The following is a 26,774-nucleotide window of genomic DNA, read 5'->3' as shown; positions in this document are numbered from 1 at the left end:
CGATCAGGCCTCAGGCACGAAGCCCGGCGGCTTTTCCGCATTGCCCGCGAACAGGTACTTCACCAGTTCCTCTTCCAGGAAGGCGCGGTGTTTCGGATCACGCGGCGACAGCCGGTTTTCATTGATCAGCATCGTCTGGTGCGCCAGCCACGCGCTCCACGCCGGCTTGCCGATATGGGCGAAAATGCGCTGACCCAACTCACCGGGGTAGGGAACGAAGTCCAGCCCCTCGGCATCGGCTTGCTGGTACTGACAGAAAATAGTGCGGGACATGGGCAGATACTCTCGAAAAAAGGGAAGGGCGGCCGCAACAGCCGACCGGGATAGCCGGCCGGTAGAGCCGACTTTAGTCGGCTGCGGATAGCATCAGCCGACTGAAGTCGGCTCTACCGAACATCGCCACGTTCGCCGAGACCGAGCCGCATCACGAACATCGCCACGTTCAGCACCACCGATCCACATCACAACACCGCTTCCAGCAGCTTGCGGATCGGGGCGGGCAGGCCCAGCGCTGGCATGTCTCCGGCCGCCACCCAGCGCAGCATCGGATGGTCCACCTTCAGTCCGCTCACCCGCGCGCGCAACACCTGCAGCTGCAGCCGGTAATGACTGAAGGTGTGCTGCAGCACCGGCAACGCCTGCGCATCTTCCAGCGCGCCGTCCACGTGCGCATCGAACCAATCCTGCATCGCCAGCCCCGTGTCCGCCTGCGGCAGGGTCCACAGCGACGCCCAGATGCCCGTTTCCGGGCGCTTCTGCAGCAGCGTGCGGCCCTGGCCGTCCTGCAGCAGCACCGCCACGGCCTCGCGCTCGGGTAGTACCTTGCTCGGCTTCGCCGTGGGCAATTCCGCCGTGCGACCTTCGCGGCGGGCTACGCAGCGCTCCTGCAGCGGGCAGATCACACAGCTCGGCCTGCTGCGCGTACACAACGTAGCGCCCAGGTCCATCTGTGCCTGCGTGTAATCGGCCATCCGGCCCACCGGCACCTGCGCGACGTGGGCGTCGGCCAACGCCCACAGCGGCCGTTCCACCGCCGGCAGCCCAGGAAACCCCTCGATGCCGTGGTAGCGGGTCAGTACCCGCTTGACGTTGCCATCCAGGATCGCGAAAGGATCCTTCCACGCTTGGCTGAGGATTGCCCCGGCGGTGCTGCGGCCGATGCCCGGCAAGGCGTGCAGCGCATCGAGATCGCGCGGCAGTTCGCCACCGTGGTCGGCCACGCAGCGCTTGGCAGCCGCATGCAGGTTGCGCGCACGGGCGTAATACCCCAGCCCGGCCCACTGCGCCATTACCGCATCGTTCTCGGCGGCGGCAAGGTCGGGCAGGGTGGGGAAGTGATGCAGGAATTTCAGGAAGTACGGGATGACCGTCGCGACCTGGGTCTGCTGCAGCATGATTTCCGACAGCCACACACGGTAGGGCGTTCGCGGATGCTGCCAAGGCAGGTCATGGCGGCCGTGGCCATCGAACCAGTGCAGCAAGTGGGCGACGAACGGATCGCTGCCGCCGGCGACCGACGCCAGCGGAGGCGCGGCCGCGACGACGGTGGCGGCCTCAGGCACTGCCCAGCGCTTCAGGCAGCAGAGCGTCGACGAAGGCTTCCGGGTCGAACACGCGCAGGTCTTCCGGACGCTCACCAATACCGGCGAAGCGGATCGGGATGCCGAATTCCTGCGCCAGCGCGAACACCACGCCGCCCTTGGCCGTTCCATCCAGCTTGGTCACGACCAGGCCGGTGACATTCACTGCGGCGTTGAACTGGCGCAGCTGCGACAGCGCGTTCTGGCCCGTCGTGCCGTCGATCACCATCAGCACTTCATGCGGTGCGCCGGGATCGATCTTGCCCAGTACGCGACGGATCTTGCCCAGCTCGTTCATCAGCCCGGACTGGGTGTGCAGGCGGCCGGCGGTATCGGCGATCAGCACCGAGGTGCCGCGCGCCTTGCCGGCCTGCAGCGCATCGAACGCAACCGAAGCGGCATCGGCATTCTGACCCTGCGCGATCACGGTGACGCCATTGCGGTCGCCCCACGACTGCAACTGCGCAACCGCAGCGGCACGGAAGGTGTCGCCGGCGGCCAGCATCAGGCTGTGGCCTTCGTCTTTGAAGCGCTTGGCCAGCTTGCCGATGGTGGTGGTCTTGCCGACGCCGTTGACACCCACGGTGAGCACGACGAAGGGCTTGGCGCTGCGGTCGATGACCAGCGGCTTGGCCACCGGCACCAGGATGTTGATCAGGTCGGCGCGCAGTGCCTTCAGCAGCGCCTGCGCATCAGCGAACTCGCGTGACTTCATGCGTCGGCGCAGGCTTTCGACCAGCGTGGTGGTCGCGGTGACGCCAACATCGGCGGTGATCAGCGCGGTCTCGATTTCATCCAGCAGGTCATCGTCGAGCTTGGGGTTGCGCGAGAACAAGCCACCAAAGCTGCGGGCGAAGGTGCTGTTGCGCAGTCGCTCGCGCCAACCGCTCTTGCCGGCAGGTGCAGGCTCGGCATCCACCAGCACGGGCAGGTCGGCGGCCGGAGCGGCCGGTTCCATGGCAGGCGTGACCGGCGCGATCGGCGCCAGTACAGCGGCGGCGGCAAGCGCCTCGGCCACGAAATCTTCAGGTGCGCGCTCGGCGGTAGGCGGCGCTGCGGGGAGCGCAGGGGCAGGGATAACGGTAGCCGGCGCCGCGACCACGGGCGGCGCAGGTGCAACCGGTGCGGGCACACTGGCCACGGGCGGTGTCGGGACGACGGGTGCCGGTGCAGCCACCGCGGGTGACGGCGCGCTGGGCGCCTGCGGCGGCTCGCTCACCACTGGCGGCTCGAGCGCTACGGGCGGGGCAGGGATTTCCTCGGCCAGGCGTGCCGATGGGAAGGCAGCCGCCAGCTCTTCAGCCGTGTAGTGATGGGTCTTGGGCGCGTCGGCCTGCGGCGCATCCTGGGTCTTTTTACGACGGAAAAAACTGAGCATTGGCGGGCAGCGGCTTTGAATCAGGGGACAGGGTACCACCGGCCCCGGTAGGGCCTGCGTGGAGGAAGGGAAGCAGCCCGGTAGAGCCGACTTCAGTCGGCTGACGTGGACCGAGCAGCCTGGTAGAGCCGACTTCAGTGGGCTGACGTGGACCGGTCAGCCTGGTAGAGCCGACTTCAGTCGGCTGACGTGGATCGAGCAGCCGACTGAAGTCGGCTCTACCAAGAGCCAGACCGAGCAGCCGACCAGAGCCGGACCGGGCAGACGCAGCAGCGTGACGACCGATCGTCCTCACGCTGCTGCATCACGAACGGCCTTTACGCCGACAGCTCCAGCAGCAGCTTGTTCAAGCGAGCCACATAGGCGCCCGGATCTTTCAGGCTGTCACCGGCGGCCAGCGCGGCCTGGTCGAACAGTACCCGGCCCAGGTCGTCGAAGCGCTCGCCGTCTGCTTCCGCGTCCAGCTTGGCAATCAGCGGGTGGCCCGGATTGATCTCCAGCACCGGCTTGCTCTCCGGCACCTTCTGCCCGCTGGCTTCCAGGATCTGCCGCATCTGCAAGCCCAGGTCCTGCTCGCCGATCGCCAGCACGGCGGGCGAGTCGGTCAGCCGGTGCGACACCCTTACCTCGGCGACGTCATCACCCAGCGCGGTCTTCAGACGCTCGACAAGGGCCTGCTTGTCCTTGGCCGCCGATTCCTGTGCCTGCTTGTCTTCCTCGCTTTCCAGCGCGCCCAGGTCCAGGTCGCCCCGTGCGATGTCAACGAAACGCTTGCCGTCGAACTCCGTCAGGTAGCCCATCAGCCACTCGTCGATGCGGTCGGTCAGCAGCAGGACTTCAATGCCCTTCTTGCGGAACACTTCCAGATGCGGGCTGTTACGCACCTGGGTGTAGCTCTCGCCCGTCAGGTAGTAGATCTTGTCCTGGCCTTCCGCCACGCGGCCGAGATAATCGGCCAGCGACACCGTCTGCGCATCGCCATCGCCACGGGTCGAGGCAAAACGCAGCAGGCCGGCGATCTTCTCGCGGTTGTTGAAGTCTTCGGCGGGGCCTTCCTTCAGCACCTGGCCGAATTCCTTCCAGAACGTCGCGAACTGCTCCGGCTTGTCCTTGGACAGCTTCTCCAGCATGTCCAGCGAGCGCTTGGTCAGCGCGGACTTCATCGAATCGATGACCGGCCCGGACTGCAGGATTTCGCGCGACACATTGAGCGAGAGGTCGTTGGAATCCACCACGCCCTTGATGAAGCGCAGGTACAACGGCAGGAACTGCTCGGCTTGGTCCATCACGAACACACGCTGCACGTACAGCTTCAGGCCCTTGGGGGCCTCACGGTGGTACAGGTCGAACGGTGCGCGGCCCGGCACGTACAGCAGCGAGGTGTACTCCAGCTTGCCTTCGACCTTGTTGTGGCTCCACGCGAGCGGATCGCCGTGATCGTGGGCAACGTGCTTGTAGAACTCGGTGTATTCCGGGTCGGTGATCTCGGTGCGCGGACGCGTCCACAGCGCACTGGCGCGGTTGACGGTTTCCCATTCCAGCGCCGGCGCCGCATCGTCGCCTTCGGCGGCCGGCTGCTCCTTCGGCATCTGGATCGGCAGGCCGATATGGTCGGAGTACTTTTTCAGGATGCCGCGCAGGCGCCAGCCATCGGCGAAGTCCTGCTCGCCCTCCTTCAGGTGCAGCACGATGCGGGTACCGCGCTCGGCTTTTTCCACCTGCGCGATATCGAACTCGCCTTCGCCGCGCGAGGACCAGCGCACGCCTTCGGCGGCCGACGCACCGGCGCGACGCGAGTACACATCCACCTGGTCGGCCACGATGAAGGCGCTGTAGAAGCCGACGCCGAACTGGCCGATCAGCTGCGAGTCCTTCTTCTGGTCGCCGGAGAGCTGGCGCAGGAAGTCGCCGGTACCTGATTTGGCGATCGTACCCAGGTGGGCGATGGCTTCGTCGCGGCTCATGCCGATGCCGTTGTCTTCGATGGTCACCGTGTGCGCGGCGGCATCGAAGCTGACGCGCACGCGCAGCTCGTTGTCACCGTCCAGCAGGGCCGGCTGGGTCAGCGCTTCGAAGCGCAGCTTGTCGGCTGCGTCGGCGGCATTGGACACCAGCTCGCGCAGGAAGATTTCCTTGTTCGAGTACAGCGAGTGAATCATCAGCTGCAGCAGCTGTTTGACCTCGGTCTGGAAGCCAAGGGTCTCGGTCTGTGTGGTTTCAGTCATCGCATGGGGCTCCGTGTCAGTGCCGCGTCAGCGTGTGCGGCCTGCGCAAGGGGTGAGGGTGATTGTCCCGTTATCAAGGCCCTCGGCGTCGGGCGAACGGCTGAGCCCCTCGTGGTGGGTCGCTGGAAGCGGTGTCTTGGGAGTGGGCCGGGCGGGAGGGGTTGGTGGGGGACGGCAAAAACCGCATCCATGCGGGCCTCGTTTCGCGCCATCCTTGGCGCTCAACGCCCCCACCAACCCCTCCCGCCCGGCCCGGACAGTCCGCGCGCGCGTCCCGCCACGTAAAAAGAAAAAGAAAAAGCGGTAGCGCCGACCCATGGTCGGCGGAATGTATCCGTGGACCTCAGCGGGGAGCGGCCGACCATTCCGCTTTTCTTTTTTTCTTTCCGTGGTGGGCGCACGGGGCATGTCGCAGGGCCGGGCGGTGGGGCTGGGTGGGGGCGTTGAGCGCCAAGGATGGCGCGAAACGAGGCCCGCATGGATGCGGTTTTTGCCGTCCCCCACCAACCCCTCCCGCCCGGCCCACTCCCAGGACACCGCTGTCCGCGACCCACCACGAGGGGCTCAGCCGTTCGCTGCTGCCGCTACAATCGAAACATGCTGAATTCCATGAAACAGACCCGTACGCGGGTCAATCCCGGTAGCGCGCCATGAGCGGCCGCGGTGGCAACGAGGGCCAGGTCCGCATCATCGGCGGCCAGTGGCGCAACACACGGCTGCCGGTGCCCCCCCTGCCAGGCCTGCGCCCCAGCAGCGACCGGGTGCGCGAAACCCTGTTCAACTGGCTGATGCCCCGGCTGGGCGGGGCGCGGGTGCTCGATGTCTTCGCCGGCAGCGGCGCACTCGGGCTGGAGGCCGTGTCACGCGGTGCGGCGCACGCCACGCTGATCGAGCGTGATCCGCAGCTGGCGGCAAACCTGACGGCGGTGGTGGCCAAACTCAAGGCCGAGTCGCGCGTGCAGGTGGTGCAGAGCGATGCGCTGCGCTGGCTGCAGAGCGCGCCGCCGGCACAGGCCGACATCGCCTTCGTCGATCCGCCGTTCGCAGCCGAGCTGTGGGAAAGCACGCTGGCCCAGCTGCCGCGACACCTGGCCGCCGACGCCTGGCTGTATGTGGAGTCACCCGAGGGCCAGGCTCCGCGCTTGCCGGCGGAGTGGCTGCTGCACCGCGAAGGAGGCACCCGCGAGGTGCGCTTTGCGCTGTATCGGCGTGCCACTGCTACACTTTGACCAAATCTGAACGTTTACGACCGCACATGACCGTCGCCAATCGTCGCATCGCTGTCTACCCGGGCACCTTCGACCCCATCACCAATGGTCACATCGACCTGGTGAACCGGGCCGCTCCGCTGTTCGAAAAAGTAGTGGTCGGCGTGGCGCAGAGCCCGTCCAAGGGCCCGACGCTGCCGCTGGAGCTGCGCGTGCAGTTGGCCCGCGGCGCGCTGTCGCACCACGACAACGTGGAAGTGATCGGCTTTGATACCCTGCTGGCGCACTTCGTGCGTTCGGTGCAGGGCGGCATCCTGCTGCGCGGGCTGCGCGCGGTCTCCGATTTCGAGTACGAGTTCCAGATGGCCAGCATGAACCGCCACCTGATCCCGGAAGTCGAAACCCTGTTCCTGACACCGGCCGAGCAGCACAGCTTCATCTCCTCGTCGCTGGTGCGCGAAATCGCACGCCTGGGTGGCGACGTGTCCGGCTTCGTGCCGGCGTCGGTGCTCGATGCGCTGCGCAGGGCCCGCGAAGCCAAGGCAGCGCAGGCCTGAACCACCCGCCCGTGGCGCACCAGCGCCGCCGGCATCCTTACGTATCCACTGCAATCCACAGAATCACCACGGGAGATCACCCATGAACACCACCATGCGCGCCATGCTGCTGGCCTCGCTTGCCCTGGCCTTCACCGCCTGCAAGAAGGAAGAAGCCCCGGCTCCGGCCGCCGACGCCCAGCAGGCGCTGGTCGCTCCGGCCAAGGACGACGATGCCGGCTGGAAGAAGTACCTGCAGACCGTGGCCGTGCAGAACATGGGCACCGTGACCAACAGCCCGTTCCTGTACTACCTCGCACCGGAATCGGATCCGGAGTTCGCCGCCAAGTTCGAGCGCCAGACCGAGAGCGCCACCCAGGCCGTCGCCCGTGGCGTGCAGCCGGGCAACATGCTGGCCTTCGGTTCGTCGGCCTCGGCCAAGATGGCCGACATGATCCAGGTCGTGTTCAAGGACGTGTCGCCGGATTCCATGAAGAACGTGCGCGTGCTGTTCATCGGTGACGCCGCGGACAATGCGCGCGTGCAGGCTGTCGTCCAGCCGACCGGTGCCGAGTACGTGTTCGTCGAAGCCAAGTAATACCCGTGCGGTAGCGGCCACGCCCTGCGGCGTGGCCGTAGGTGCCCCCGACGGGGTGCCACTGACCGGCCAGCGCGCCCGCGCCGGCCGGTGCCAGTCCAGCGGTCTGCCTTGCCAGGCAGTCCGCGCTGCGCGGGCGAGGAGTCCATCGCCGTGTCGCTGAAAATCAATGAGCTCTGCGTCAACTGTGACGTCTGCGAGCCGGCCTGCCCCAACCAGGCCATTTCGATGGGTGAAACCATCTACGTGATCGACCCTGCACGCTGTACCGAGTGCGTGGGCCATTTCGACGAAGCCCAGTGCGTGGTCGTCTGTCCGGTGGAATGCATCGACCCGGACCCGGACATCGTCGAAACGCACGACCAGCTGATGGCCAAACTGCGCGGCCTGCAGCACGATCACCCTGAACTCTACGCGGAGCCCCCATCCGAATGAACCCGATCCTGCGCCCCTTGTTGCTGCTGGGCCTGCTGCTGTCTGCGCCGCTGGCGTGGGCGCAATCCACTGGCCCCACCCGTGCCGCCCATCCCGATGGCGTGGCGATCGCCAGTGGCCATCAGTTGGCCACGCAGGCCGGCATGGACATCCTGGCGCAGGGGGGCAATGCCTTCGATGCGGCCGTCGCGGTGTCCTCCACCCTGGCGGTGGTCGAACCGATCAGCTCCGGGCTGGGCGGTGGCGGCTTCTTCCTGCTGCACGATGCCGCGTCGGGCAAGGACCTGATGCTGGACGCACGCGAGACCGCACCGGCGGCCGCCACCGAAGCGGCGTTCCTGGACAAGGACGGCAATCTGGATCGCGACCGTTCGGTCAACGGTGCCTGGTCGGCCGGCATCCCAGGCCTGCCCGCGGCACTGGTCGAGCTGTCCTCCAAGCATGGCAAGCTGCCGCTGAAGACCTCGCTGCAGCCGGCGATCCGCATCGCCACCGAAGGCTTCCCCGTGTACGCGCGGATGGCCAAGGGCTACCAGTCGCGCCGTGAAGTGATGGAGCGTTATGCCGGCACGCGGGAGGTCTACCTGCGCAACGGCAAGCCGATTGCCGAGGGCGATATCTTCCAGCAGCCGGAACTGGCACGCACGCTGCAGCGTCTGGCGGACGGCGGGTTCGATGGGTTCTACCGCGGACAGACCGGCAAGCTGCTGCTGGCCGGGGTCAAGCAGGCCGGTGGCCGCTGGACCGCCGACGAGCTGTCCGGCTACACGGTGAAGGTGCGCGAGCCGATCGTGTTCGATTACAACGGCTGGAAGATCACCACCGCGCCGCCGCCGTCTTCTGGTGGCATTGCGTTGGCCAGCATGCTGCAGATCCTCGAGGGCTGGGACATCAAATCGATGGATGAGGCGCACCGCGCCCACCTGGTGGTGGAGGCCATGCGCCGCGCATACCGCGATCGCACCTTCTTCCTTGGTGATCCGGATTTCGTCGACATCCCGCAGAAGGTGCTGACCAGCAAGGATTACGCGCAGGGGCTGCGCGCGACCATCCATCCGGAAAAGGCCACGCCCAGCGATCTGTTGTCGGGCAATCCGACGCCGCTGGAAGATGACGAGACCACGCACTTCTCGATCATCGACCGCGACGGCAACCGCGTGGGTGCAACGCAGACGGTGAACCTGCTGTACGGCTCCGGTTTGATTCCGAAGGGCACCGGCGTACTGCTGAACAACGAAATGGATGACTTCGCACTCAAGCCCGGTACCCCCAATGCCTTCGGCGTGATGGGTTACGCGGCAAATGCGCCGAAGGCCGGCAAGCGCATGCTGAGCTCAATGACGCCGACCTTCATGGAAAGCGACGACAAGGTGGTGGTGCTGGGCACCCCGGGTGGCAGCCGCATCATCACCATGGTGCTGCTGGGCATCCTCGGCTACGACCAAGGGCTGACTGCGCAGCAGGTTGCCGCGTTGCCGCGTTATCACCACCAGTGGTTGCCGGATGCGATCGAAGCGGAAACCGATGCGTTCGATGCCGGCACCATCAAGCAGCTGCAGGCCATGGGCCACAAGATCGACCTGCCGGGCGACAGCGCCGCTGGCGGTCGCGGATCCAGCCACGTGTGGGGCAACCTGCAGACGGTGGAATGGGATCGCCGCAGCAATACGTTGTACGGCGGCAGCGACCCGCGCAATCCGGTCGGCAGCGCGCAGGTGAAGTAAATGGTTCAGCGGTAGCGCCGAGCCACACTCGGCGTGACCGCCCCGGCTAGCGATTATTTAACGGTAGCTGACCGATACTTGCCGCATGAAACTATGGTCGATCCGCGGCAACACGCAACGTCTGGATGGCGGTGCGATGTTCGGCAACGCTCCACGTGCGGTGTGGGAAAAATGGGCGGCGCCCGACGAACTCAACCGCATCGAACTGGCGTGTCGCGCGTTGTTGGCCAGCCCGCTGCACGGTAAGACCGTGCTGTTTGAAACCGGGATCGGCGCATTCTTCGAACCGCGGCTGCGCGAGCGCTACGGTGTGCAGGAAAGCCGGCACGTGCTGATCGATTCCCTGCGCGAAGCGGGTTTCGAGCACGAAGACATCGATGTGGTGGTGTTGAGCCACCTGCACTTCGACCACGCCGGTGGGTTGCTGGCGCCGTGGGTGGAGGGCAGGCCCCCCGAACTGCTGTTCCCCAACGCCACCTTCGTGGTGGGTGCCGAGCATTGGCAGCGCGCAGTGCAGCCCCACCCGCGCGACCGCGCCAGCTTCATCCCGGAACTGCCCGCCCTGTTGCAGGAAAGCGGACGCCTGGAAATCGTGCAGGGCGAGTACTCGCAGGTACTGGGTGCCAGCGTGCGTTTCAGTTTCAGCGACGGCCACACGCCTGGCCTGATGCTGGCGGAGATCGTCGGCCAGCCAACGGCAGACGGCCAGACCCGGGGCGGCGTAGTGTTCTGTGCCGACCTGGTGCCGGGCCGGTCCTGGGTGCACGTGCCGATCACCATGGGCTACGACCGCAACGCGGAACTACTGATCGACGAGAAGAAACAATTCCTCGAAGACAAGCTGTCGCGCAACGTCCACCTGTTCTTTACCCACGACCCGCAGATCGCGCTGGCGCAACTCCAGCGCGACGACAAGGGGCGATTCGTGACCGTGCACGAGCAGCACGAACTCACCGCCCGCGCCCTGTAACACCATAAAGGGGACGGAGGGGATTAAGTCGCAAATGGCCACGTTCTTGGCCATTTGCGACTTAATCCCCTCCGTCCCCTTTTTTCAGACGCGGGTGCCGAAGATGCGGTCGCCGGCGTCGCCGAGGCCGGGCAGGATGTAGCCCTTTTCGTTCAGATGATGGTCGATGGCGGCGGTGTAGATCTCCACGTCCGGGTGCACGGCCTGTACGGCGGCGATGCCCTCCGGTGCGGCTACCAGGAAAATGCCCTTGATGCGGCGTGCGCCTGCCCGCTTGAGCATGTCGATGGTCGCGATCAGGGTGCCGCCGGTGGCCAGCATCGGGTCCAGGATCAGCGCGTCCCGCTCTTCCAGGCGGCCCGTCAGGCGCTCGAAGTAGGGCACCGGCTGCAGGGTTTCTTCGTCGCGCTGCAGGCCGACCACGCTGACGCGCGCGGCGGGAATCAGCGACAGCACGCCGCTCAGCATGCCCAGGCCCGCGCGCAGGATCGGCACCACGGTGATCTTGGCACCGGCGATGCGCTGCACCGTCACCGGGCCGGACCATCCGTCCATGGTGTGCGATTCGGTGTCCAGGTCGGCGGTCGCCTCATAGGCGAGCAGGGTGCCCAGCTCGTTGGCCAGTTCGCGGAAATCCTTGGTGCTGAGCGCGGCGTTGCGCATCAGCCCGATCTTGTGCTGCACCAGCGGATGGCGCACTTCGACGATATTCATGGGGGGCCGGCAAAGGGAAAGGCAGAGGTCGCCATTGTCCCCCAGCGCGGCCCTGTGCGGCCAGTGCGGTGATGCCGTCATGACCGCACAGGTGTCCCGGTGTCATGCCGGTGCAACCTCGCCGACATACCTTGCCCTCCCATTCTTCACACCGAATGGGATCACCCGTGCAGACCAAGACACCGTTGGCCATCGCCATCACCCTGACCCTGGCACTGGGGGCTGCAGCGCCGCTGCGTGCCGCCGGCCAGGACGTGGCGGCCACCAGTGCCATCGCCGCCGATGCAACAGATCTGGACCGCATCGAAGTGCGCGCGCAGCTGGAATCGCAGATCCGCGCAGTGGACCTCAAGCGCAGCAGCAACGCGATCGAGGACGCGGTGTCGTCGGATGCACTGGGCCAGTACCCGGACCAGAACGTGGCCGAATCCCTGCAGCGCCTGCCGGGTGTCAGCGTCACCCGCGACCAAGGCGAAGGCCGCTTCGTGGTGGTGCGCGGCCTGGACGCGAACCTCAACAGCGTCAGCATCGACGGTATCGCAGTCGGTACGCCGGAGGATTCCAGCCGCGCCGCACCGCTGGACGTCATTCCTTCGGACTCCACCGAGCGCCTTCGCGTCGTGAAGTCGCCGACCCCGGACATGCCCGGCGATGCCATCGGCGGCGCGATCCTGGTGGAGTCGGCCTCGGCCTTCGACCGCGATGGCCGCAGCCTGCGTGGCAAGATCGAAGCCAGCCACCAGGCGCTCTCCGGCCACACCAGCCCGAAAGCTGCCATCAACTACAGCGAAGTGTTTGCCGATACGTTCGGCGTTGCGCTGGGCGTGAACTACCAGAACCGCAAGTTCGAGTCGGACAACAGTGAAGTCGAGTATGCCGGTGAGGACGATGCGGCACCCGGCGATGTCACCGCGATCAACCTGCAGCGCCGCAAGTATGAAATCGAGCGCAAGCGCATCGGCGCCAATCTCAACCTGGACTGGCGCCCCAGCGAAGACAGCACGTACTACCTGCGCACGCTGTACAGCCGCTTTGACGATGCCGAGACGCGTCAGCGCACGATCATCAACTTCGAGGACGCCGACGTCGTCGCGACGGGTGCCGATCAATTCCGCCTGGACGACCTGCCGGCCGATGCGATCCAGAAGCGCATGCGCTACCGCACCAAGGAAGAAAATACCTTGGCCGCCAGCCTGGGCGGCGAGAACCGGCTGTCCGCTGCCGTGGTCGATTACAAGATCGGCTACACCAAGACCGAAGAGCGCGTGGACGACGAGATGGAAGCGCGCTTCGAGCTGGACGGCGACGACCTGTCCGGCACGCTGGACCAGCGCAGCCGACTGCCGCGCTACACGCTGGGCAGCGATGCATGGATGGACAATGCCAACTACGCCTACGACCGGATGATCCTGTCGCCCAAGCGGGTGGATGACAAGGAACACAGCGCGCAGCTCAACGTACGCTTCGATGCGGACAATGCCAGCTACAAGTTCGGCGTGCTCGGCCGTTGGCGCGAGCGCGATGTGGATGTCAACGAAGTCGAGCTGCGCCGTGGCCCAGCCATCGACCTCGCCAGCTGGACCATCGGTGCGCCCGATCACCGCCACGGCACGCTCGGGCAGGGCATGAGCTCGGACCTCATGCGCCGCTACTGGGCGGCCAACAGCGGCCTGTACAGCGCGCGTCCGCAGGAGACCGGGGCCAATGCGTTGACCTCGCTGGAAGAGGACTACAGCGCCAGCGAAGACATCTTCTCGACCTACGCCATGGGTACCTGGGATATCGGTGCGCTGCGCATCATCGGCGGTGTGCGTGTGGAGAACACCCAGTTCAAGGCGATCGGCAACCAGGTCGACGTAGCCGAAGACGAGCGCAGCTTCACCATTACCCCGCGCGTGGCCGACAGCAGCTACACCAATGTGTTGCCCGGCCTGCACCTGCGCTATGACGCTACCGATGACTGGGTGCTGCGCGCATCGGCGAACAAGACGGTTTCGCGTCCGTCGTTCGGCGACATCTCACCGCGCGTAGGCTACAGCCGCGGCGACGAAGAGGTCCGCCTGGGCAATCCCCAGCTTGACCCGTACGAATCGAAGAACATCGATCTGTCGGTGGAGAAGTACATCGGCACGACCGGCATCGTGTCGCTGGGCCTGTTCCACAAGTCCATCGACGGCTACATCGTGGAGACGGTGCGCAACAACGACCCCGCCTACGACGGCTTCGACGTGACCCTGCCGATCAACGGCGAGAAGGCCACGGTACGGGGTGCCGAATTCAACTATCAGCAGCAGCTTGCGTTCCTGCCGCCGGGCCTGGATGGCCTGCTGGTCGGCGCCAGCGGCACGTGGCTGGATACCGATTTCGATCCTGGCGTGGAAGGCCGCGAGGGCGATGACTTCACCCTGCCGCGTGCGTCCAAGCATGTGTACAGCGCCCACATCGGCTACGAAAAATATGGCCTGAGCACGCGCCTGGCCGCGGTGTACCGCAGTGAATACCTGGACAGCATCGGCGTCGGCCGCGCGTTCGACATCTACGTCGCACCGCACACCCAGCTCGATTTCTCGCTGGATTATAAATTCACCCCCCGCGTCAGCATGTACTTCGAGGCACAGAATCTGTTGGACAAGCCGCTTGAGCTCTACCAGGGCACGCGTTCGCGCACCCTGCAGCTGGAAGAATACGGCCGCACCTATGCGGTCGGCCTGAAGGTGGCACTGTGATGGCGCCCCGTATCGCCCTGGTCGGCGCACTGGCGCTGGCACTCGCCAGCGGCTGCACGCCGTCGGCCCCCACTGCGAAGGGCGCCGCTGCTGCGGCCAAGGGCGCGCCGGTCGCGACCGATGCCACTACCACGCCGCGTCAGGTGCATACCCTGGCCGAAGCCTTCCTGACCCCCATGACGCCGGACGACAACATCGACTCGCCCGCTGCGTGGAAGGCACCTGACGGCAAGACCTGGCTGATTGCCACGGCCAAGGCCACCGACAAGCTGGTGGCGTACGACGGCAGCACCGGCACCCCGTTGCGTGACGTTGGCAGCGCGGGCAGCGCACTGGGCCAGTTCGACCGCCCCAACGGCATTTCGATCATCGACGATCTGATGTGGATCGTGGAGCGCGACAACCATCGCGTGCAGGTATTCTCGCTGCCCGACTTCACGCCGCTGGCGGTGTTCGGTGCCGATGACCTGCGCAAGCCCTATGGCCTGTGGGTCGACAAGGGGCGTGATGGCTACACCGTGTATGTCACCGATTCCTGGGACAACGGCGAGGACGCGCAGGGCAACGACATCCTGCCGCCGCTGACTGAGCTGGACAAGCGCGTACGCCAGTACCACGTCACCCGCGATGGGGCGAAGGTGCAGGCCACGCTGACGGCGAGCATCGGCGATACCAGCGAAGCCGGTGCGCTGCGCGTGGTGGAATCGATCTGGGGCGACCCGGCCAACGACCGCCTGTTGATCGCCGAAGAGGACGAAAGCTACGCCAGCGAATTCAAGGTCTACACGATGGCCGGTCGCTTCACCGGCACGACCTTCGGCCGCGATGTGTTCAAGGCGCAGGCGGAAGGGGTGATGCTGCGCACCTGCGGCAAGGACGGCTGGTGGATCACCACCGAGCAGGCCAAGGACCGCAGCGTCTTCCATCTGTTTGACCGGCACAGCTTGAAGCCGGTGGGGGCCTTCCAGGGCAACACCGTGGCCAACACCGACGGCATCTGGATGATGCAGCAGGGCACGCCACGCTTCCCGCACGGCGCGCTGTATGCCGTGCACGATGACCAGGGCGTGGTGGCGTTCGACTGGGAGCAGATCGCCAAGGCGCTGTCGCTGCCGCTGGAGTGTGCGTCGTGATCCGTCGCCTGACCTCGCTTGGCCTGGGCGTGGCCCTGGCGCTGGGTTGCAGCAGTGTGCTGGCCGATGAGCTGGCATCGCGCGTGGAGCCCAACAGCCAAGTGCCGGCCGGCAGCCGCCACTATGCGGCAACCGGCTTCCCGGATCGGATCGTGGCCTCGCCGGCGGCGGATGCCTCACAGGGCTTCGCCGTGCGATGGCGCACCGACGGCAGCGTGCAGGCGCCGCTGCTGGAGATCGCGCCGGCGGATGACACGCCGGGCTTCGGCCCGATCACCCGCATCACCGCCAGCAGCCAGCCGCTGCAGACCGAGAACGGCCCGTCCCATCACCACCGTGCCGACGTCACCGGCCTGAAGCCGGGCACCCTGTACGTGTATCGCGTGCAGGGTAAAGACACCTGGAGCGCCTGGAACCAGCTGCGTACGGCAGGCACCGCCGACCAGTCGATGACCTTCCTGTACTTCGGCGACACCCAGAACAAGAACCTCAGCCATGTAACCCGCGTGGTGCGCGCAGCGCAGAAGGCGGCGCCTGACGCACACCTGAGCCTGTTTGCCGGTGATCTGGTCAGTGGGGGCTACGACGCCGATGACAGCGAGTGGGGCGAGTGGTTCGCCGCCACGGGCTGGCTGGCACAGGAAACGATGCTCGCACCGGCCATCGGCAACCACGAGTACTTCGAAGAGTTCGAAGACACCCCGCAGGAACGCCGGGTGATGGCCCGCCACTGGCCCGCGACCTTCGCCCTGCCGGACAACGGGGCCAAGGGTGCGGAGCAGAGCACGTATTGGTTCGACTATCAGGGCGTCCGGTTCGCCGTGCTGGATGGCACCTCGGCGATGGACCTTGGCACCGCGCAGGCACAGGCGCAGTGGCTGGATGGCGTACTGGCATCCAACACGCAGCCGTGGACGATCGTGGTGGTGCACCAGCCGTTCTACTCGCCCGCGCGTGGCCGCCACAATCCGGTGCTGCAGGACGCCCTGCTGCCGGTCGTGCGACGGCACGACGTGGACCTGGTACTACAGGGCCACGACCACACCTATGGCCGCCGTGGTGAAGACGGCCTGGCCACCCCGCAGTTCGTCGTCAGCAACGCCAGCCCCAAGCAGTACCGCCTGTCCAAAGAGGCGATCGCCACGATGTCCCCGGTAGCCGAAGACACCCAGCTGTTCCAGGTGCTGCGCATCGATCCACAGCGCCTGCACTACGAAGCCCGTACGGTGACCGGCAAGCTGTACGACGCGTTCGAGCTGGTGCGTCAGGCCGACGGCAGCACGAAGAAAGTGGAGCTGGAGGCGGACCGCATCGCACCGCGCCGCTGCCAGCGCCCGCACGCACCGACTGGCCGCAAGGACCGGTGCTGGGAATGAGCCATGACGTGATGCAGAACCTGGAGGAGCCGCAATGAGCGCACGACGTAGCAGGTTGCCGATGGTGGCACTGGCCGCTGCGCTGGCCGTGATGGCCGGTGCCAGCGTTGCCGCCGATAGTGTGTTGCACCCGTTCCTTGCCGCGCAGCCGAAGCAGGCACCGGAGGAAGTGAATCTGGTGGTCGAGATTCCGGCGGGGAACTTCACCAAGTACGAGATCAAGGACGACGGGCTGGTGCATGTGGACCGTTTCCAATCGATGCCCGTCGCGTACCCGGCCAATTACGGGTCGATGCCGCGCACCCTGGCCGGTGACAACGATCCGCTGGACGCGCTGGTGCTGACCCGCGAACCGCTGCACCCCGGTGTGATCGTGCGCTTCCGGCCGATAGGTTACCTGAAGATGGTGGACGACGGCGAGCAGGACGAGAAGGTGATCGGCGTGCCCACCGACAAGGTGGATCCGACCTACGCCGGCATTCGCGACCTGTCCGATCTGCCGCTGATCGAGCGGCAGCGCATCGAAGCATTCTTCCGCGTCTACAAAGACCTGCCGGAAGGCCGCAACCCGGTGCAGTTGAGCGGCTGGGGCACTGCAGCAGAGGCGAAGACCCTGATCCGCCAGTCGATGCAACGCTTCGATACGAACGCGGCCAGGTAACGCCGAGCCATGCCCGGCGGTTGCGGTTGATGTGGCCGCTGCCCGTGCCGTGGCCGTGGCTGCTGCCGTGTGGTTGTGGCCGTTGCCAGTGCTGTGGCCGTTGCTGTGGCTATTGCTGTGGCTGTGGCTGTTGCTGTTGCTGTTGCTGTTGCTCTGGTAGAGCCGACTTCAGTCGGCTGCTGTTGGCAAGCCGACTGAAGTCGGCTCTACAGTCAGGTCACGCGCGCTCGTTATCATGGCAGCCTTGCATTCTCCAGGTACGTCGCGTGTCATCAGCCTTGGTGTGGTTTCGCCGTGATCTCCGCCTTGCCGACAATCCGGCGCTGCAGGCTGCGCTGGAGTCCGGGCACGATATCGTGCCGGTCTACATCCATGCGCCGCACGAGGAAGGCCGCTGGGCGCCCGGTGCGGCGTCCAATGCGTGGCGGCACCGCTCACTGTTGGCGCTGGACGACGATCTGCGCGCACGCGGCTCGGGCCTCGTGCTGCGCGAAGGCGACAGCCTGGCGGTCCTGCAGGAACTGATCGCCGAGACCGGCGCGGAGGCGGTCTTCTGGAACCGCAAATACGAACCCGCCACCCAGCCGCGCGATGCCCTGATCAAGCGCACCCTGCGCGAGCAGGGGCTGCAGGCGGACAGCTGCAACGGCAGCCTGCTGTTCGAACCGTGGGACCTGCAGACCAAGCAGGGGGGACCGTACAAGGTCTTCACCCCGTTCTGGCGCAATGCGCTGAGCCAGTGGCGTCTGCATGCCGTGAGCGATGCACCGGCGTCGCTCCCCGCCCACACGGTCAAGGGCCTGGCGCTCGATGCGCTCGGCCTGCAACCCTCGCTGGGCTGGGATGCAGGCTTCTGGGAGCACTGGCAGCCCGGTGAGGCCGGTGCCCGCGAAGCACTGACCGTGTTCGTCGATGGGGCGTTGAACGGCTATCGCGAGCAGCGTGACCTGCCGGATCGCGTCGGCACGTCCATGATGTCCCCGCACCTGCACTTCGGCGAGATCGCGCCGTGGCGGATCGTCCACGCGCTGGAGGCCGAGCGCACCGCCAGCCGCAGCGCCGACATCGATGCCTACATCCGGCAACTGGGCTGGCGTGACTTCGGCCATCACCTGCTCCATCACTTCCCCGGGACCACGGACGAAAACCTCAACCCGCGCTTCGACAGCTTCCGCTGGGCGTCGCCCGCGGCGGCCGACCTGCAGGCATGGCAGCGTGGCAATACCGGCGTGCCAATCGTCGATGCCGGGCTGCGGCAGCTGTGGCACACCGGCATCATGCACAACCGCGTACGCATGATCGTCGCCAGCTACCTGTGCAAGCACATGCGCGCGCACTGGCTGGAGGGCGCGCGCTGGTTCTGGGACACCCTGGTGGATGCGGACCTGGCCAACAACACCATGGGCTGGCAGTGGGTGGCCGGCACCGGCGCCGATGCCGCGCCGTATTTCCGCGTGTTCAATCCGGTCACCCAGTCGGAGAAGTTCGACCCGCAGGCGCGTTACATCACCCGGTGGGTGCCCGAGTTGGCCGCTCTGCCGGTGAAGGCGCGTTTTGCCCCCTGGCAGCACGCCGATCTGCTGGCGGCCAAGGCACCGGATTATCCGCGGCGGCCGTTGGTGGATCTTGCTGAAGGCCGTGACGCGGCGTTGGCTGCCTATCGGCACACTTGAGCGTCGCAGGGCGCTTTTACACGTCGTTGCGAAGAAGCTGAACGGGGCAGTGATGGGAGCTTCGGCCCTCATCCCCGCATCGCACTAGGCTGTATATGCTCATCCCCGACGCACGCCGGACCACCCGGCTTCCAAGGAGAACACCATGATCCGATCCGCTCCCCGTAATGTGGCCCTCGCCCTGATGACCGCCGCTGCGCTCAGCGCCTGCGCGACCGGTGGTTCGTACGTGCAGAGTGACCCGTATGGCAACGAAACCCAGCAGCAGAACCGCACGGGCCGCAACGCGCTGATAGGTACCGCCGTCGGTGTCGCAGCTGGCCTGCTGACCGGTGGCAGCGCGACTGAACGTCGCCAGCACGCGATGATCGGTGCCGGTATCGGCGCACTGAGCGGCGCGGCCGTCGGCCAGTACCAGGATCGCCAGGAACGCGCCTTGCGCGAGCGTACCGCCAACACCGGTATCGACGTGGTCCGCCAGGGCGACAACATCAGCCTGAACCTGCCGGACGGCATCACGTTCGACTTCAACAAGTCCGCGTTGAAGCCGCAGTTCTACGGTTCGCTCAACGGTGTCGCGAGCACGCTGGCCGAATACAACCAGACCATGATCGAAGTGGTCGGCCATACCGACAGCATCGGCAGCGACGCGGTGAACAACCGTCTGTCGAAGGAACGTGCCGATGCCGTGGCTGCCTACCTGACCGGCCAGGGCGTACAGCGCGCACGCATCGAAACGCTGGGCGCCGGCAAGGCCTACCCGGTTGCCGACAACAGCACCGACGCCGGCCGTGCGCAGAACCGTCGCGTGGAAATCCGCGTGATTCCGTTGCAGCAGTAACGCTGCGCGTTACTGCCGTTGCGGCCGCCAGGCCGCAACAAAAATGCCGCCCTTGCAGGCGGCATTTTTGTAGGTGACTACTTCAGTCGTCACACCTGTAGCAACGAACTGACGGCCAGCGGCCGTCACGATCGTCGCCCATCGTCATCTCACGCGGCAACGACCTCCAGAATCCGCTTCCCTTCAGCCATCGCTTCGGCTTCGGCTTTCTCGTTCTGCTGCTGCGCGTACTTCGCTGCGGGGCACTGCGCCATCATGTAGTTGGCGTCGAAGTTGAGCTTGTCGACCAGGAAATCCACGAAGGCGCGCACTTTCGGCGACACCAGCTTGCCGCCGGCGAAGACCGCATTGAAGTCCACTTCCGGTCCCGTCCAGCCGGCCAGCACACGGCGCACCATTCCGGTTTCCACGTACGGCTTGGCCATCACATCGCCGGTCAGCAGCAGGCCTTCGCCGCATACCATCGCGCCGTTCAACGCCGACATGTCATTGGCCACCATCAGCGGATTCACCGGGAAGTCGCGCAGCTCACCGCCATTCTCGCCGAGCTGCCAGGTGATGCGGTTCGGATGGCTGTGGTACGCCTTGCGCATCGCCAGGATGCGGTGGAACTGCAGCTCGTCCGGGTGCAACGGTTCGCCGTGGCGTTCGATATAGGCCGGGCTGGCGAATACCTGCGTGCGCAACGTGCCGAGCTTGCGGGCGACCAGATTGGAATCGGGCAGGGCACCGACCCGCAGCGCAAGATCCGCTTCACCGGCGATCAGGTCGAGCTTCTCGTTGCCCAGATGCATGTCGAGCCGGATCTCGGGGTACATCGCATGGAACTGGCCCATCAATGGCGCGATCCAGGTGATGCCAAGCGAATAGGGCACGGTGAAACGCAGCCACCCACGCGGGCCGGACTGCAACTGGCTGACGGCACTCTCCGCCTCTTCCAGTTCGCGTGCGATGCGCTGGCAGTGCTCGTGATAGATGGAACCGGCTTCGGTCAGGCCGAGGCGACGCGTGGTCCGGTGCAGCAGGCGCGCACCGAGGCGCGTTTCCAGATCCTGCACCTTGCGGCTGACGGTGGTCTTGGGCAGGCCGAGCGACTTGGCGGCGGCGATGAAGCTGCCTTGCTCGACCACTTTGACGAAGATCAGCGTTTCGTTGAGATCGTGAGACATGGTCGAATTCCTGGACGTCGGGACGGGAATAGCGTGACAAAAAGATTGGACCGGGAGCGGGATGATTATTCCCCTAAATCAGGACTAATCAAGTAGGAGTTAGAAGCGCACCATGGCGCCATTCCCGAATCGGAGGCCATCAGCCATGAGCCTGCGCAACATTCTCAACCACTTCCGCCGCGCTGGCCAGGATGCCCTGGACCAGGCGATGACCGTGGAAACCCGTCCCAGCTCCTTGGTTAACAAGGACTTTCGCGAGTTTACCGCCCCCGCCCGCCAGCAACGCGGCGGTGCCCTGCGTATCCGTCCCCGCGGCACTGATCGCCTGGGTCGGATTGGGATTGTCCCGCAGATGGGAGGAAATATCCCGTGAACGGGATGCTGGCACCGGAGGTCCTCGTCCTCGGCGGCACCGGTGCCGTGGGCCAAGGCGTGGTCGGCGCACTGCTGGAGGCTGGCAGCCCGGTCCTGGTGGTCGGTCGCGATCCGCGCCGCCTGGCTGCGCTGCGCCAGCAGTTCGATGACGAACCCGGACTGGAAACCCTGCTCGGGTCGCTCGCCGACGACGAATCGGCCAAGGTCGTCGCCGACCGCGTGGCCGCACGGCCGCGTCCGCTGGGCGCCGTCGTTGCCGCGCTCGGCGGGCCCTATGCACGTGGCCGGGTGATCGACCGCCCGGGCGATGCGTTGATGCAGACGCTGCAGCTTGACCTGCTGCCGCACGTGCACGCCGTCCGCCATCTGTTGCCGCTGCTGCAGGACCACCCGCATCCGCGTCGCTTCGTGATGATCGGCAGCCCGGCCGGGCTGAAGCCGTGGGCCGCACATGGCGATTCATCGGTGAGCGCCGCTGCGCTGCGGATGTATGCGCAGGTGGTTCATCAGGAAGCGCAGGCGATCGGCGTACGCGCGCAGCTGCTGGAAGTCTGTGCACCGGTGTGCACGCCCAGCAATGCAGCCAATGCGTGCATCGAGTGGCCCAGTGCGCTGCTCGTCGGCCGGCGCCTGGTCTCTCTGCTGGACCAATGCCACGACAACAACGCGATCGTGCGCTGCGACACGCGCGACGGCCAGCTGCCGCGCGGCCTGTTGAAACTGGATGCGCCACCCCGATGGCGCGAGGCGGCCGGTAGTGCTTGACCTCAACCATTGTTGAGGTTGCACCATCCCCCGGTCGTCGGCGCTGCCGACAAACGAACGACTGATCACCTGTATCACCACCCCTTACGGATACATGCCATGAACACCATGATGACCCTCCACCGCACTACCCGCCGCGCGGCCTTGGCCACCGTCTCGGCACTTGCCCTGGCCATCCTGACCGCCTGCAGCGGCAGCCATGCCGAAGAAGCCGGCGCACCGCCTGCGCCTGAAGTCAGCGCCGCACCGGTGCTGGTCAAGCAGATCAGCCAGTGGGACGAGTTCAGTGGCCGGGTGGAAGCGGTCGAGAACGTGGACCTGCGCCCGCGGGTGTCCGGCTACATCGACAAGGTGAACTATGTCGAAGGCGAGGAAGTAAAGAAGGGCGATGTGCTGTTCACCATCGATGCCCGCAGTTACCAGGCCGAATATGACCGCGCCCGCGCCGAGCTCAACCGCGCACGCACGCAGTCCACGCTGGCGCGCGGTGAATCCGAGCGGGCCAAGCGCTTGTCGGACCAGCAGGCGATCTCCACCGAAACCTGGGAACAGCGCCGTGCCGCGTCCGACCAGGCCGGCGCGCAGGTGCAGGCCGCACAGGCCGCGCTGGATGCCGCCGCACTGAACCTGGAGTTCACCAAGGTGCGTGCGCCGATCAACGGCCGCGCCGGTCGCGCGATGGTCACGGCGGGCAACCTGGTCAGTGCTGGCGATGCGGCCAGCGTGTTGACCACGCTGGTGTCGCTGGAAAAGGTGCACGTGTATTTCGACGCCGATGAAGCCACCTTCCTGCGCTATGCGCAGATGGCACGCAAGGGCGAGCGTCCGAGCGAGCGCGATGCGTCGCTGCCGGTGCGTATCGGGCTGAGCGGTGAGCAGGGCTTCCCGCACGAAGGCAAGGTCGACTTCCTGGACAATCAGGTCACCCGCAGCACCGGCACCATCCGCGTCCGCGCACTGCTGGACAACGCAGACCGCCAGTTCACCCCGGGCCTGTTCGCCCGCGTGCAGCTGCTGGGCAGTGGCCAGTTCCAGGCGATGCTGATCGATGACCGCGCCGTACTGACCGACCAGGACCGCAAGTACGTCTATGTGGTGGACAAGGACGGCAAGGCGCAGCGCCGCGATATCGCGCTGGGCCGTACCGCTGATGGCCTGCGCATCGTGGAAAGCGGCCTCGCCGCCGGCGACAAGGTGATCGTCGATGGCGTGCAGAAGGTCTTCATGCCGGGCATGCCCGTGCAGGCCAAGGCGGTCGCGATGCAAGGTCCCGCCGCACCTGCTGTTGCACCGGCGAAGGCCCCGGCTCCCGCCCAGGCCCCCGTTGGTACTGAAACCGCCGCACTGAACTGATCCAACCGGCCAGCGTCACCGCGATGCCCGAACCCCTGCCGGATTGGCAGGGGCAGGGCGGCTGCATCCCAGCGTCGGCCAAACCAAGGACATTCCCAATGGATTTCTCACGCTTTTTCATCGACAGGCCGATCTTCGCGGCGGTGTTGTCGATCATCATCTTCGCTGCCGGCCTGATCAGCATTCCGCTGCTGCCGACCGGTGAATACCCCGACGTGGTGCCGCCCTCGGTGGTGGTGCGCACCGTGTACCCGGGCGCCAACCCGAAGGTGATCGCCGAAACAGTGGCCACGCCACTGGAAGAAGCCATCAACGGCGTCGAGGACATGATGTACATGAAGTCGGTCGCCGGCTCCGACGGTGTGCTGCAGATGACCATCACCTTCCGCCCGGGTACCGATCCGGATGCGGCGGCGGTCAAAGTGCAGAACCGCGTTGCCCAGGCGCAGGCACGACTGCCTGAAGACGTGCGGCGGCAGGGCGTGACCACGCAGAAGCAGTCGCCGACCTTCCTGATGGTGGTGCACCTGACCTCGCCGAACGGAAAGTACGACACGCTGTACCTGCGCAACTACGCGCGCCTGCATGTCAAGGACGCGCTGTCGCGCATCCAGGGCGTGGGCGATGCGCAGATCTTCGGTGGCGGTGACTACGCCATGCGTGCCTGGCTGGACCCGGACAAGATCGCCGCGCGCGGCCTGACCGCCAGCGATGTGGTCGGCGCGATGCGCGAGCAGAACGTGCAGGTCTCGGCGGGCCAGCTCGGTGCCGAACCGATGCCCAACAGCCAGTTCCTGACCCTGATCAATGCACAGGGCCGGCTGAAGAGTGAGCAGGAATTCAACGACATCGTGCTCAAGAGCGGCGCTGACGGCGAAGTCGTTCGCCTGTCCGACGTGGCCCGTCTGGAGCTGGGTGCCGGTGACTACACGCTGCGTTCGCAGCTGGATGGCAAGAACGCAGTGGGTATCGGCATCTTCCAGGCCCCCGGCGCGAACGCGCTGGAAATCCGCGATGCCGTCATGAACACCATGGACGAGATGCAGAAGACCTTCCCGGCCGACGTCAAGTACGAAGCGGTGTATGACACCACCATCTTCGTGCGCGACTCGATCAAGGCCGTGGTGTCCACGCTGCTGGAAGCCATCGCCCTGGTGGTGCTGGTGGTCATCCTGTTCCTGCAGACCTGGCGCGCGTCGATCATTCCGCTGATCGCCGTGCCGGTGTCCATCGTAGGCACGTTCGCTGCACTGTATCTGCTGGGTTTCTCGATCAACACACTGAGCCTGTTCGGCCTGGTGTTGGCGATCGGCATCGTGGTCGACGATGCGATCGTGGTGGTGGAGAACGTCGAGCGCAACATCGAAGAAGGTCTGTCACCCACCGCCGCCGCCCATCAGGCCATGAAGGAAGTGTCCGGTCCGATCGTCGCGATCGCGTTGGTGCTGTGCGCCGTGTTCGTGCCGATGGCCTTCCTGTCCGGCGTCACCGGCCAGTTCTACAAGCAGTTCGCCGTCACCATCGCCATCTCCACGGTGATCTCGGCCATCAACTCGCTGACTCTGTCGCCGGCCCTGGCCGCACGCCTGCTGAAGCCGCATGACGCAACCAAGGATGCGCCCACGCGCATCATCGACCGCCTGTTCGGCTGGATCTTCCGTCCGTTCAACCGCTTCTTCAAATCCAGCTCGGAGAAGTACGAGCGCGGCGTATCGAAGATCCTCGGCAAGCGCGGCGCGGTGTTCGTGGTGTATGCCTTGCTGCTGGTCGGTACCGGCGTGATGTTCAAGCTGGTGCCGCCGGGCTTCATCCCCACGCAGGACAAGCTGTACCTGATCGCGGGTGTGAAGCTGCCGGAGGGCTCGTCCATTGCCCGCACCGACGCGATGCTGAAGAAGGTCGCGCAGATCGCCATGGAAACCGATGGCGTGGCGCATACCATTTCGTTCCCGGGCCTCAACGCGCTGCAGTTCACCAACACGCCCAATACCGGTGTGGCGTTCGTGCCGCTCAAGCCCTTCAGCGAACGCAATGGGCGTACCGCTGCGCAGATCAATGCGGAGATCAACCAGAAGATCGCCGGGCTGCAGGAAGGCTTTGCGTTCTCGATGATGCCGCCGCCGATCCTCGGGCTGGGTAACGGCAACGGCTACCAGATGTTCATCGAAGACCGTGGAAACCTGGGCTACGGTGCGCTGCAGACCGCTGTGCAGAGCATGCAGGGCGCGGTATCGCAGACACCGGGCATGGCCTTCCCGATCACCAGCTACCAGGCCAACGTGCCGCAGCTGGATGCCGAGGTGGACCGTGTAAAGGCCAAGGCACAGGGCGTGCAGTTGACCGAGCTGTTCGACACGCTGCAGACCTATCTGGGCTCGGCCTACGTCAACGACTTCAACCAGTTCGGTCGTACCTGGCAGGTGATCGCGCAGGCTGACGGACAGTTCCGTGACAGCGTGGAAGACATCGGCCGCCTGCGCACCCGCAACGACCGCGGCGAGATGGTGCCGATCGGCTCGATGGTCACCGTCAAGCAGACGTTCGGCCCCGACCCGGTGCTGCGCTTCAACGGCTACCCGGCGGCTGACCTGGCCGGTGAAACCGATCCGCGCCTGCTGTCATCCACCGAGGGCATGGCCAAGCTGAGCGAGATCGCCGCGCAGGTGTTGCCGCCCGGCATGGTCACCGAATGGACCGACCTGAGCTACCAGCAGGCCACCCAGGGCAACGCCGCGTTGATCGTGTTCCCGGTGGCGGTGATGCTGGCCTTCCTGGTGCTGGCCGCACTGTATGAAAGCTGGTCGCTGCCGCTGGCGGTGATCCTAATCGTACCGATGACCCTGCTGTCCGCGCTGTTCGGCGTATGGCTGACCGGCGGCGACAACAACGTGTTCGTGCAGGTGGGTCTGGTGGTGCTGATGGGGTTGGCCTGCAAGAACGCCATCCTGATCGTCGAGTTTGCACGCGAGCTGGAAATGGGCGGCAAGGGCATCGTTGAATCTGCGTTGGAAGCCTGCCGCCTGCGCCTGCGCCCGATCGTGATGACCTCCATCGCCTTCATCGCCGGCACCGTGCCGCTGGTGCTGTCCCATGGTGCAGGCGCCGAGGTCCGCTCGGTCACCGGCATCACGGTGTTCGCCGGCATGCTGGGCGTAACGTTGTTCGGGCTGTTCCTGACCCCGGTGTTCTACGTGGCCCTGCGCAAGTTCGTCACCCGCAACGGCGGTGGCCAGCTGGTCAAGCATGGCGAATCGACGCTGCATCATTGATGCGACGCTCCTGACCTGACCCCGGTAGCGCCGAGCCATGCTCGGCGGCTCCCGGAACCCTCTTT

The 26,774-nt window shown here is 65.8% G+C and carries 23 protein-coding genes; 17 read left to right on the top strand and 6 right to left on the bottom strand.

Going from position 1 to position 26,774, the window contains the following annotated elements; genetic code table 11:
• Positions 1–3: 3 nt before the first annotated feature.
• The 4 genes from ABRP17_RS01975 to htpG form a co-directional block, all read right to left on the bottom strand.
• A complete protein-coding gene (locus ABRP17_RS01975) occupies positions 4–273 on the bottom strand; it encodes an oxidative damage protection protein (protein ID WP_188324356.1) in 270 nt (89 codons plus the stop codon).
• Positions 274–461: 188 nt separating this feature from the next.
• Positions 462–1,523, bottom strand: a complete 1,062-nt coding sequence (mutY, locus tag ABRP17_RS01970; protein ID WP_349985992.1) for an A/G-specific adenine glycosylase — start codon at positions 1,521–1,523, stop codon at positions 462–464.
• Between the two features lie 31 nt (positions 1,524–1,554).
• The gene (ftsY, locus tag ABRP17_RS01965) at positions 1,555–2,958 is read right to left on the bottom strand and encodes a signal recognition particle-docking protein FtsY (protein WP_349985986.1); all 1,404 of its coding nucleotides are present in this window, start codon (positions 2,956–2,958) and stop codon (positions 1,555–1,557) included.
• Positions 2,959–3,275: 317 nt separating this feature from the next.
• Entirely contained in the window at positions 3,276–5,183 is a 1,908-nt protein-coding gene (htpG, locus tag ABRP17_RS01960) for a molecular chaperone HtpG (RefSeq protein ID WP_349985988.1), read from the bottom strand.
• A gap of 650 nt (positions 5,184–5,833) precedes the next feature.
• On the opposite strand from htpG, the gene rsmD reads away from it, so the two are divergent.
• From rsmD to ABRP17_RS01930, 6 genes are all read left to right on the top strand, one after another.
• The gene (gene rsmD / locus ABRP17_RS01955) at positions 5,834–6,412 is read left to right on the top strand and encodes a 16S rRNA (guanine(966)-N(2))-methyltransferase RsmD (RefSeq protein WP_349986818.1); all 579 of its coding nucleotides are present in this window, start codon (positions 5,834–5,836) and stop codon (positions 6,410–6,412) included.
• Positions 6,413–6,438: 26 nt separating this feature from the next.
• Entirely contained in the window at positions 6,439–6,948 is a 510-nt protein-coding gene (coaD, locus tag ABRP17_RS01950) for a pantetheine-phosphate adenylyltransferase (protein WP_188324352.1), read from the top strand.
• An 82-nt stretch (positions 6,949–7,030) separates the two neighbouring features.
• Positions 7,031–7,525, top strand: coding sequence for a hypothetical protein (locus tag ABRP17_RS01945; protein ID WP_188324351.1), 495 nt, complete (start codon positions 7,031–7,033; stop codon positions 7,523–7,525).
• 153 nt (positions 7,526–7,678) lie between these two features.
• On the top strand, positions 7,679–7,960 hold the full coding sequence (locus ABRP17_RS01940; protein WP_042612382.1) for a YfhL family 4Fe-4S dicluster ferredoxin: 282 nt from the start codon (positions 7,679–7,681) through the stop codon (positions 7,958–7,960).
• The gene (ggt, locus tag ABRP17_RS01935) at positions 7,957–9,684 is read left to right on the top strand and encodes a gamma-glutamyltransferase (RefSeq protein ID WP_188324350.1); all 1,728 of its coding nucleotides are present in this window, start codon (positions 7,957–7,959) and stop codon (positions 9,682–9,684) included. Before ABRP17_RS01940 ends, ggt begins: the two co-directional genes overlap by 4 nt.
• 85 nt (positions 9,685–9,769) lie before the next feature.
• Positions 9,770–10,654 (top strand): MBL fold metallo-hydrolase, encoded by an 885-nt coding sequence (locus ABRP17_RS01930; RefSeq protein WP_188324349.1) that lies wholly within the window; start codon positions 9,770–9,772, stop codon positions 10,652–10,654.
• Positions 10,655–10,738: 84 nt separating this feature from the next.
• On the opposite strand, the gene upp is transcribed toward ABRP17_RS01930, so the two are convergent.
• Positions 10,739–11,368 (bottom strand): uracil phosphoribosyltransferase, encoded by a 630-nt coding sequence (upp, locus tag ABRP17_RS01925; RefSeq protein WP_188324348.1) that lies wholly within the window; start codon positions 11,366–11,368, stop codon positions 10,739–10,741.
• A 167-nt stretch (positions 11,369–11,535) separates the two neighbouring features.
• On the opposite strand from upp, the gene ABRP17_RS01920 reads away from it, so the two are divergent.
• From ABRP17_RS01920 to ABRP17_RS01890, 7 genes are all read left to right on the top strand, one after another.
• Entirely contained in the window at positions 11,536–14,094 is a 2,559-nt protein-coding gene (locus ABRP17_RS01920) for a TonB-dependent receptor (protein ID WP_349985306.1), read from the top strand.
• The gene (locus ABRP17_RS01915; RefSeq protein WP_349985305.1) at positions 14,094–15,227 is read left to right on the top strand and encodes a phytase; all 1,134 of its coding nucleotides are present in this window, start codon (positions 14,094–14,096) and stop codon (positions 15,225–15,227) included. The genes ABRP17_RS01920 and ABRP17_RS01915 overlap by 1 nt, the downstream gene beginning before the upstream one ends.
• The gene (locus tag ABRP17_RS01910; RefSeq protein WP_372486942.1) at positions 15,227–16,603 is read left to right on the top strand and encodes a metallophosphoesterase; all 1,377 of its coding nucleotides are present in this window, start codon (positions 15,227–15,229) and stop codon (positions 16,601–16,603) included. Before ABRP17_RS01915 ends, ABRP17_RS01910 begins: the two co-directional genes overlap by 1 nt.
• Positions 16,604–16,637: 34 nt before the next feature.
• Positions 16,638–17,264 carry an inorganic diphosphatase gene (locus ABRP17_RS01905; RefSeq protein ID WP_349985304.1) on the top strand — a complete coding sequence of 209 codons (627 nt, stop codon included), beginning with the start codon at positions 16,638–16,640 and terminating at the stop codon, positions 17,262–17,264.
• A 31-nt stretch (positions 17,265–17,295) separates the two neighbouring features.
• Positions 17,296–17,424: a hypothetical protein gene (locus tag ABRP17_RS01900; protein WP_349985303.1), complete on the top strand. Its 129-nt coding sequence runs from the start codon at positions 17,296–17,298 to the stop codon at positions 17,422–17,424.
• A gap of 106 nt (positions 17,425–17,530) precedes the next feature.
• Positions 17,531–18,937, top strand: a complete 1,407-nt coding sequence (locus ABRP17_RS01895; RefSeq protein WP_349985302.1) for a deoxyribodipyrimidine photo-lyase — start codon at positions 17,531–17,533, stop codon at positions 18,935–18,937.
• A 145-nt stretch (positions 18,938–19,082) separates the two neighbouring features.
• Positions 19,083–19,778: an OmpA family protein gene (locus ABRP17_RS01890; RefSeq protein WP_188324342.1), complete on the top strand. Its 696-nt coding sequence runs from the start codon at positions 19,083–19,085 to the stop codon at positions 19,776–19,778.
• A gap of 149 nt (positions 19,779–19,927) precedes the next feature.
• Here the strand turns inward: ABRP17_RS01890 and ABRP17_RS01885 are convergent, their stop codons facing one another.
• Complete coding sequence (locus ABRP17_RS01885; protein ID WP_188324341.1) at positions 19,928–20,947, bottom strand: LysR family transcriptional regulator; 1,020 nt, start codon at positions 20,945–20,947, stop codon at positions 19,928–19,930.
• Between the two features lie 145 nt (positions 20,948–21,092).
• Between ABRP17_RS01885 and ABRP17_RS01880 the strand changes: the two genes are divergently transcribed.
• The 4 genes from ABRP17_RS01880 (at position 21,093) to ABRP17_RS01865 (ending at position 26,709) form a co-directional block, all read left to right on the top strand.
• Positions 21,093–21,320, top strand: coding sequence for a hypothetical protein (locus ABRP17_RS01880; protein ID WP_192080622.1), 228 nt, complete (start codon positions 21,093–21,095; stop codon positions 21,318–21,320).
• Positions 21,317–22,087 carry an SDR family NAD(P)-dependent oxidoreductase gene (locus tag ABRP17_RS01875; RefSeq protein WP_192080624.1) on the top strand — a complete coding sequence of 257 codons (771 nt, stop codon included), beginning with the start codon at positions 21,317–21,319 and terminating at the stop codon, positions 22,085–22,087. The genes ABRP17_RS01880 and ABRP17_RS01875 overlap by 4 nt, the downstream gene beginning before the upstream one ends.
• A gap of 111 nt (positions 22,088–22,198) precedes the next feature.
• Positions 22,199–23,440 carry an efflux RND transporter periplasmic adaptor subunit gene (locus ABRP17_RS01870; protein ID WP_349985311.1) on the top strand — a complete coding sequence of 414 codons (1,242 nt, stop codon included), beginning with the start codon at positions 22,199–22,201 and terminating at the stop codon, positions 23,438–23,440.
• Between the two features lie 98 nt (positions 23,441–23,538).
• The gene (locus tag ABRP17_RS01865; protein WP_188324338.1) at positions 23,539–26,709 is read left to right on the top strand and encodes an efflux RND transporter permease subunit; all 3,171 of its coding nucleotides are present in this window, start codon (positions 23,539–23,541) and stop codon (positions 26,707–26,709) included.
• The last annotated feature ends 65 nt before the right edge of the window (positions 26,710–26,774 follow it).

The sequence above is a fragment of the Stenotrophomonas sp. WHRI 8082 genome, assembly GCF_040223995.2.
Classification (GTDB): Bacteria; Pseudomonadota; Gammaproteobacteria; order Xanthomonadales; family Xanthomonadaceae; genus Stenotrophomonas.
The sequence above is the reverse complement of the archived record's forward strand: the minus strand, read 5'-3'. Positions and strand labels throughout refer to the sequence as shown.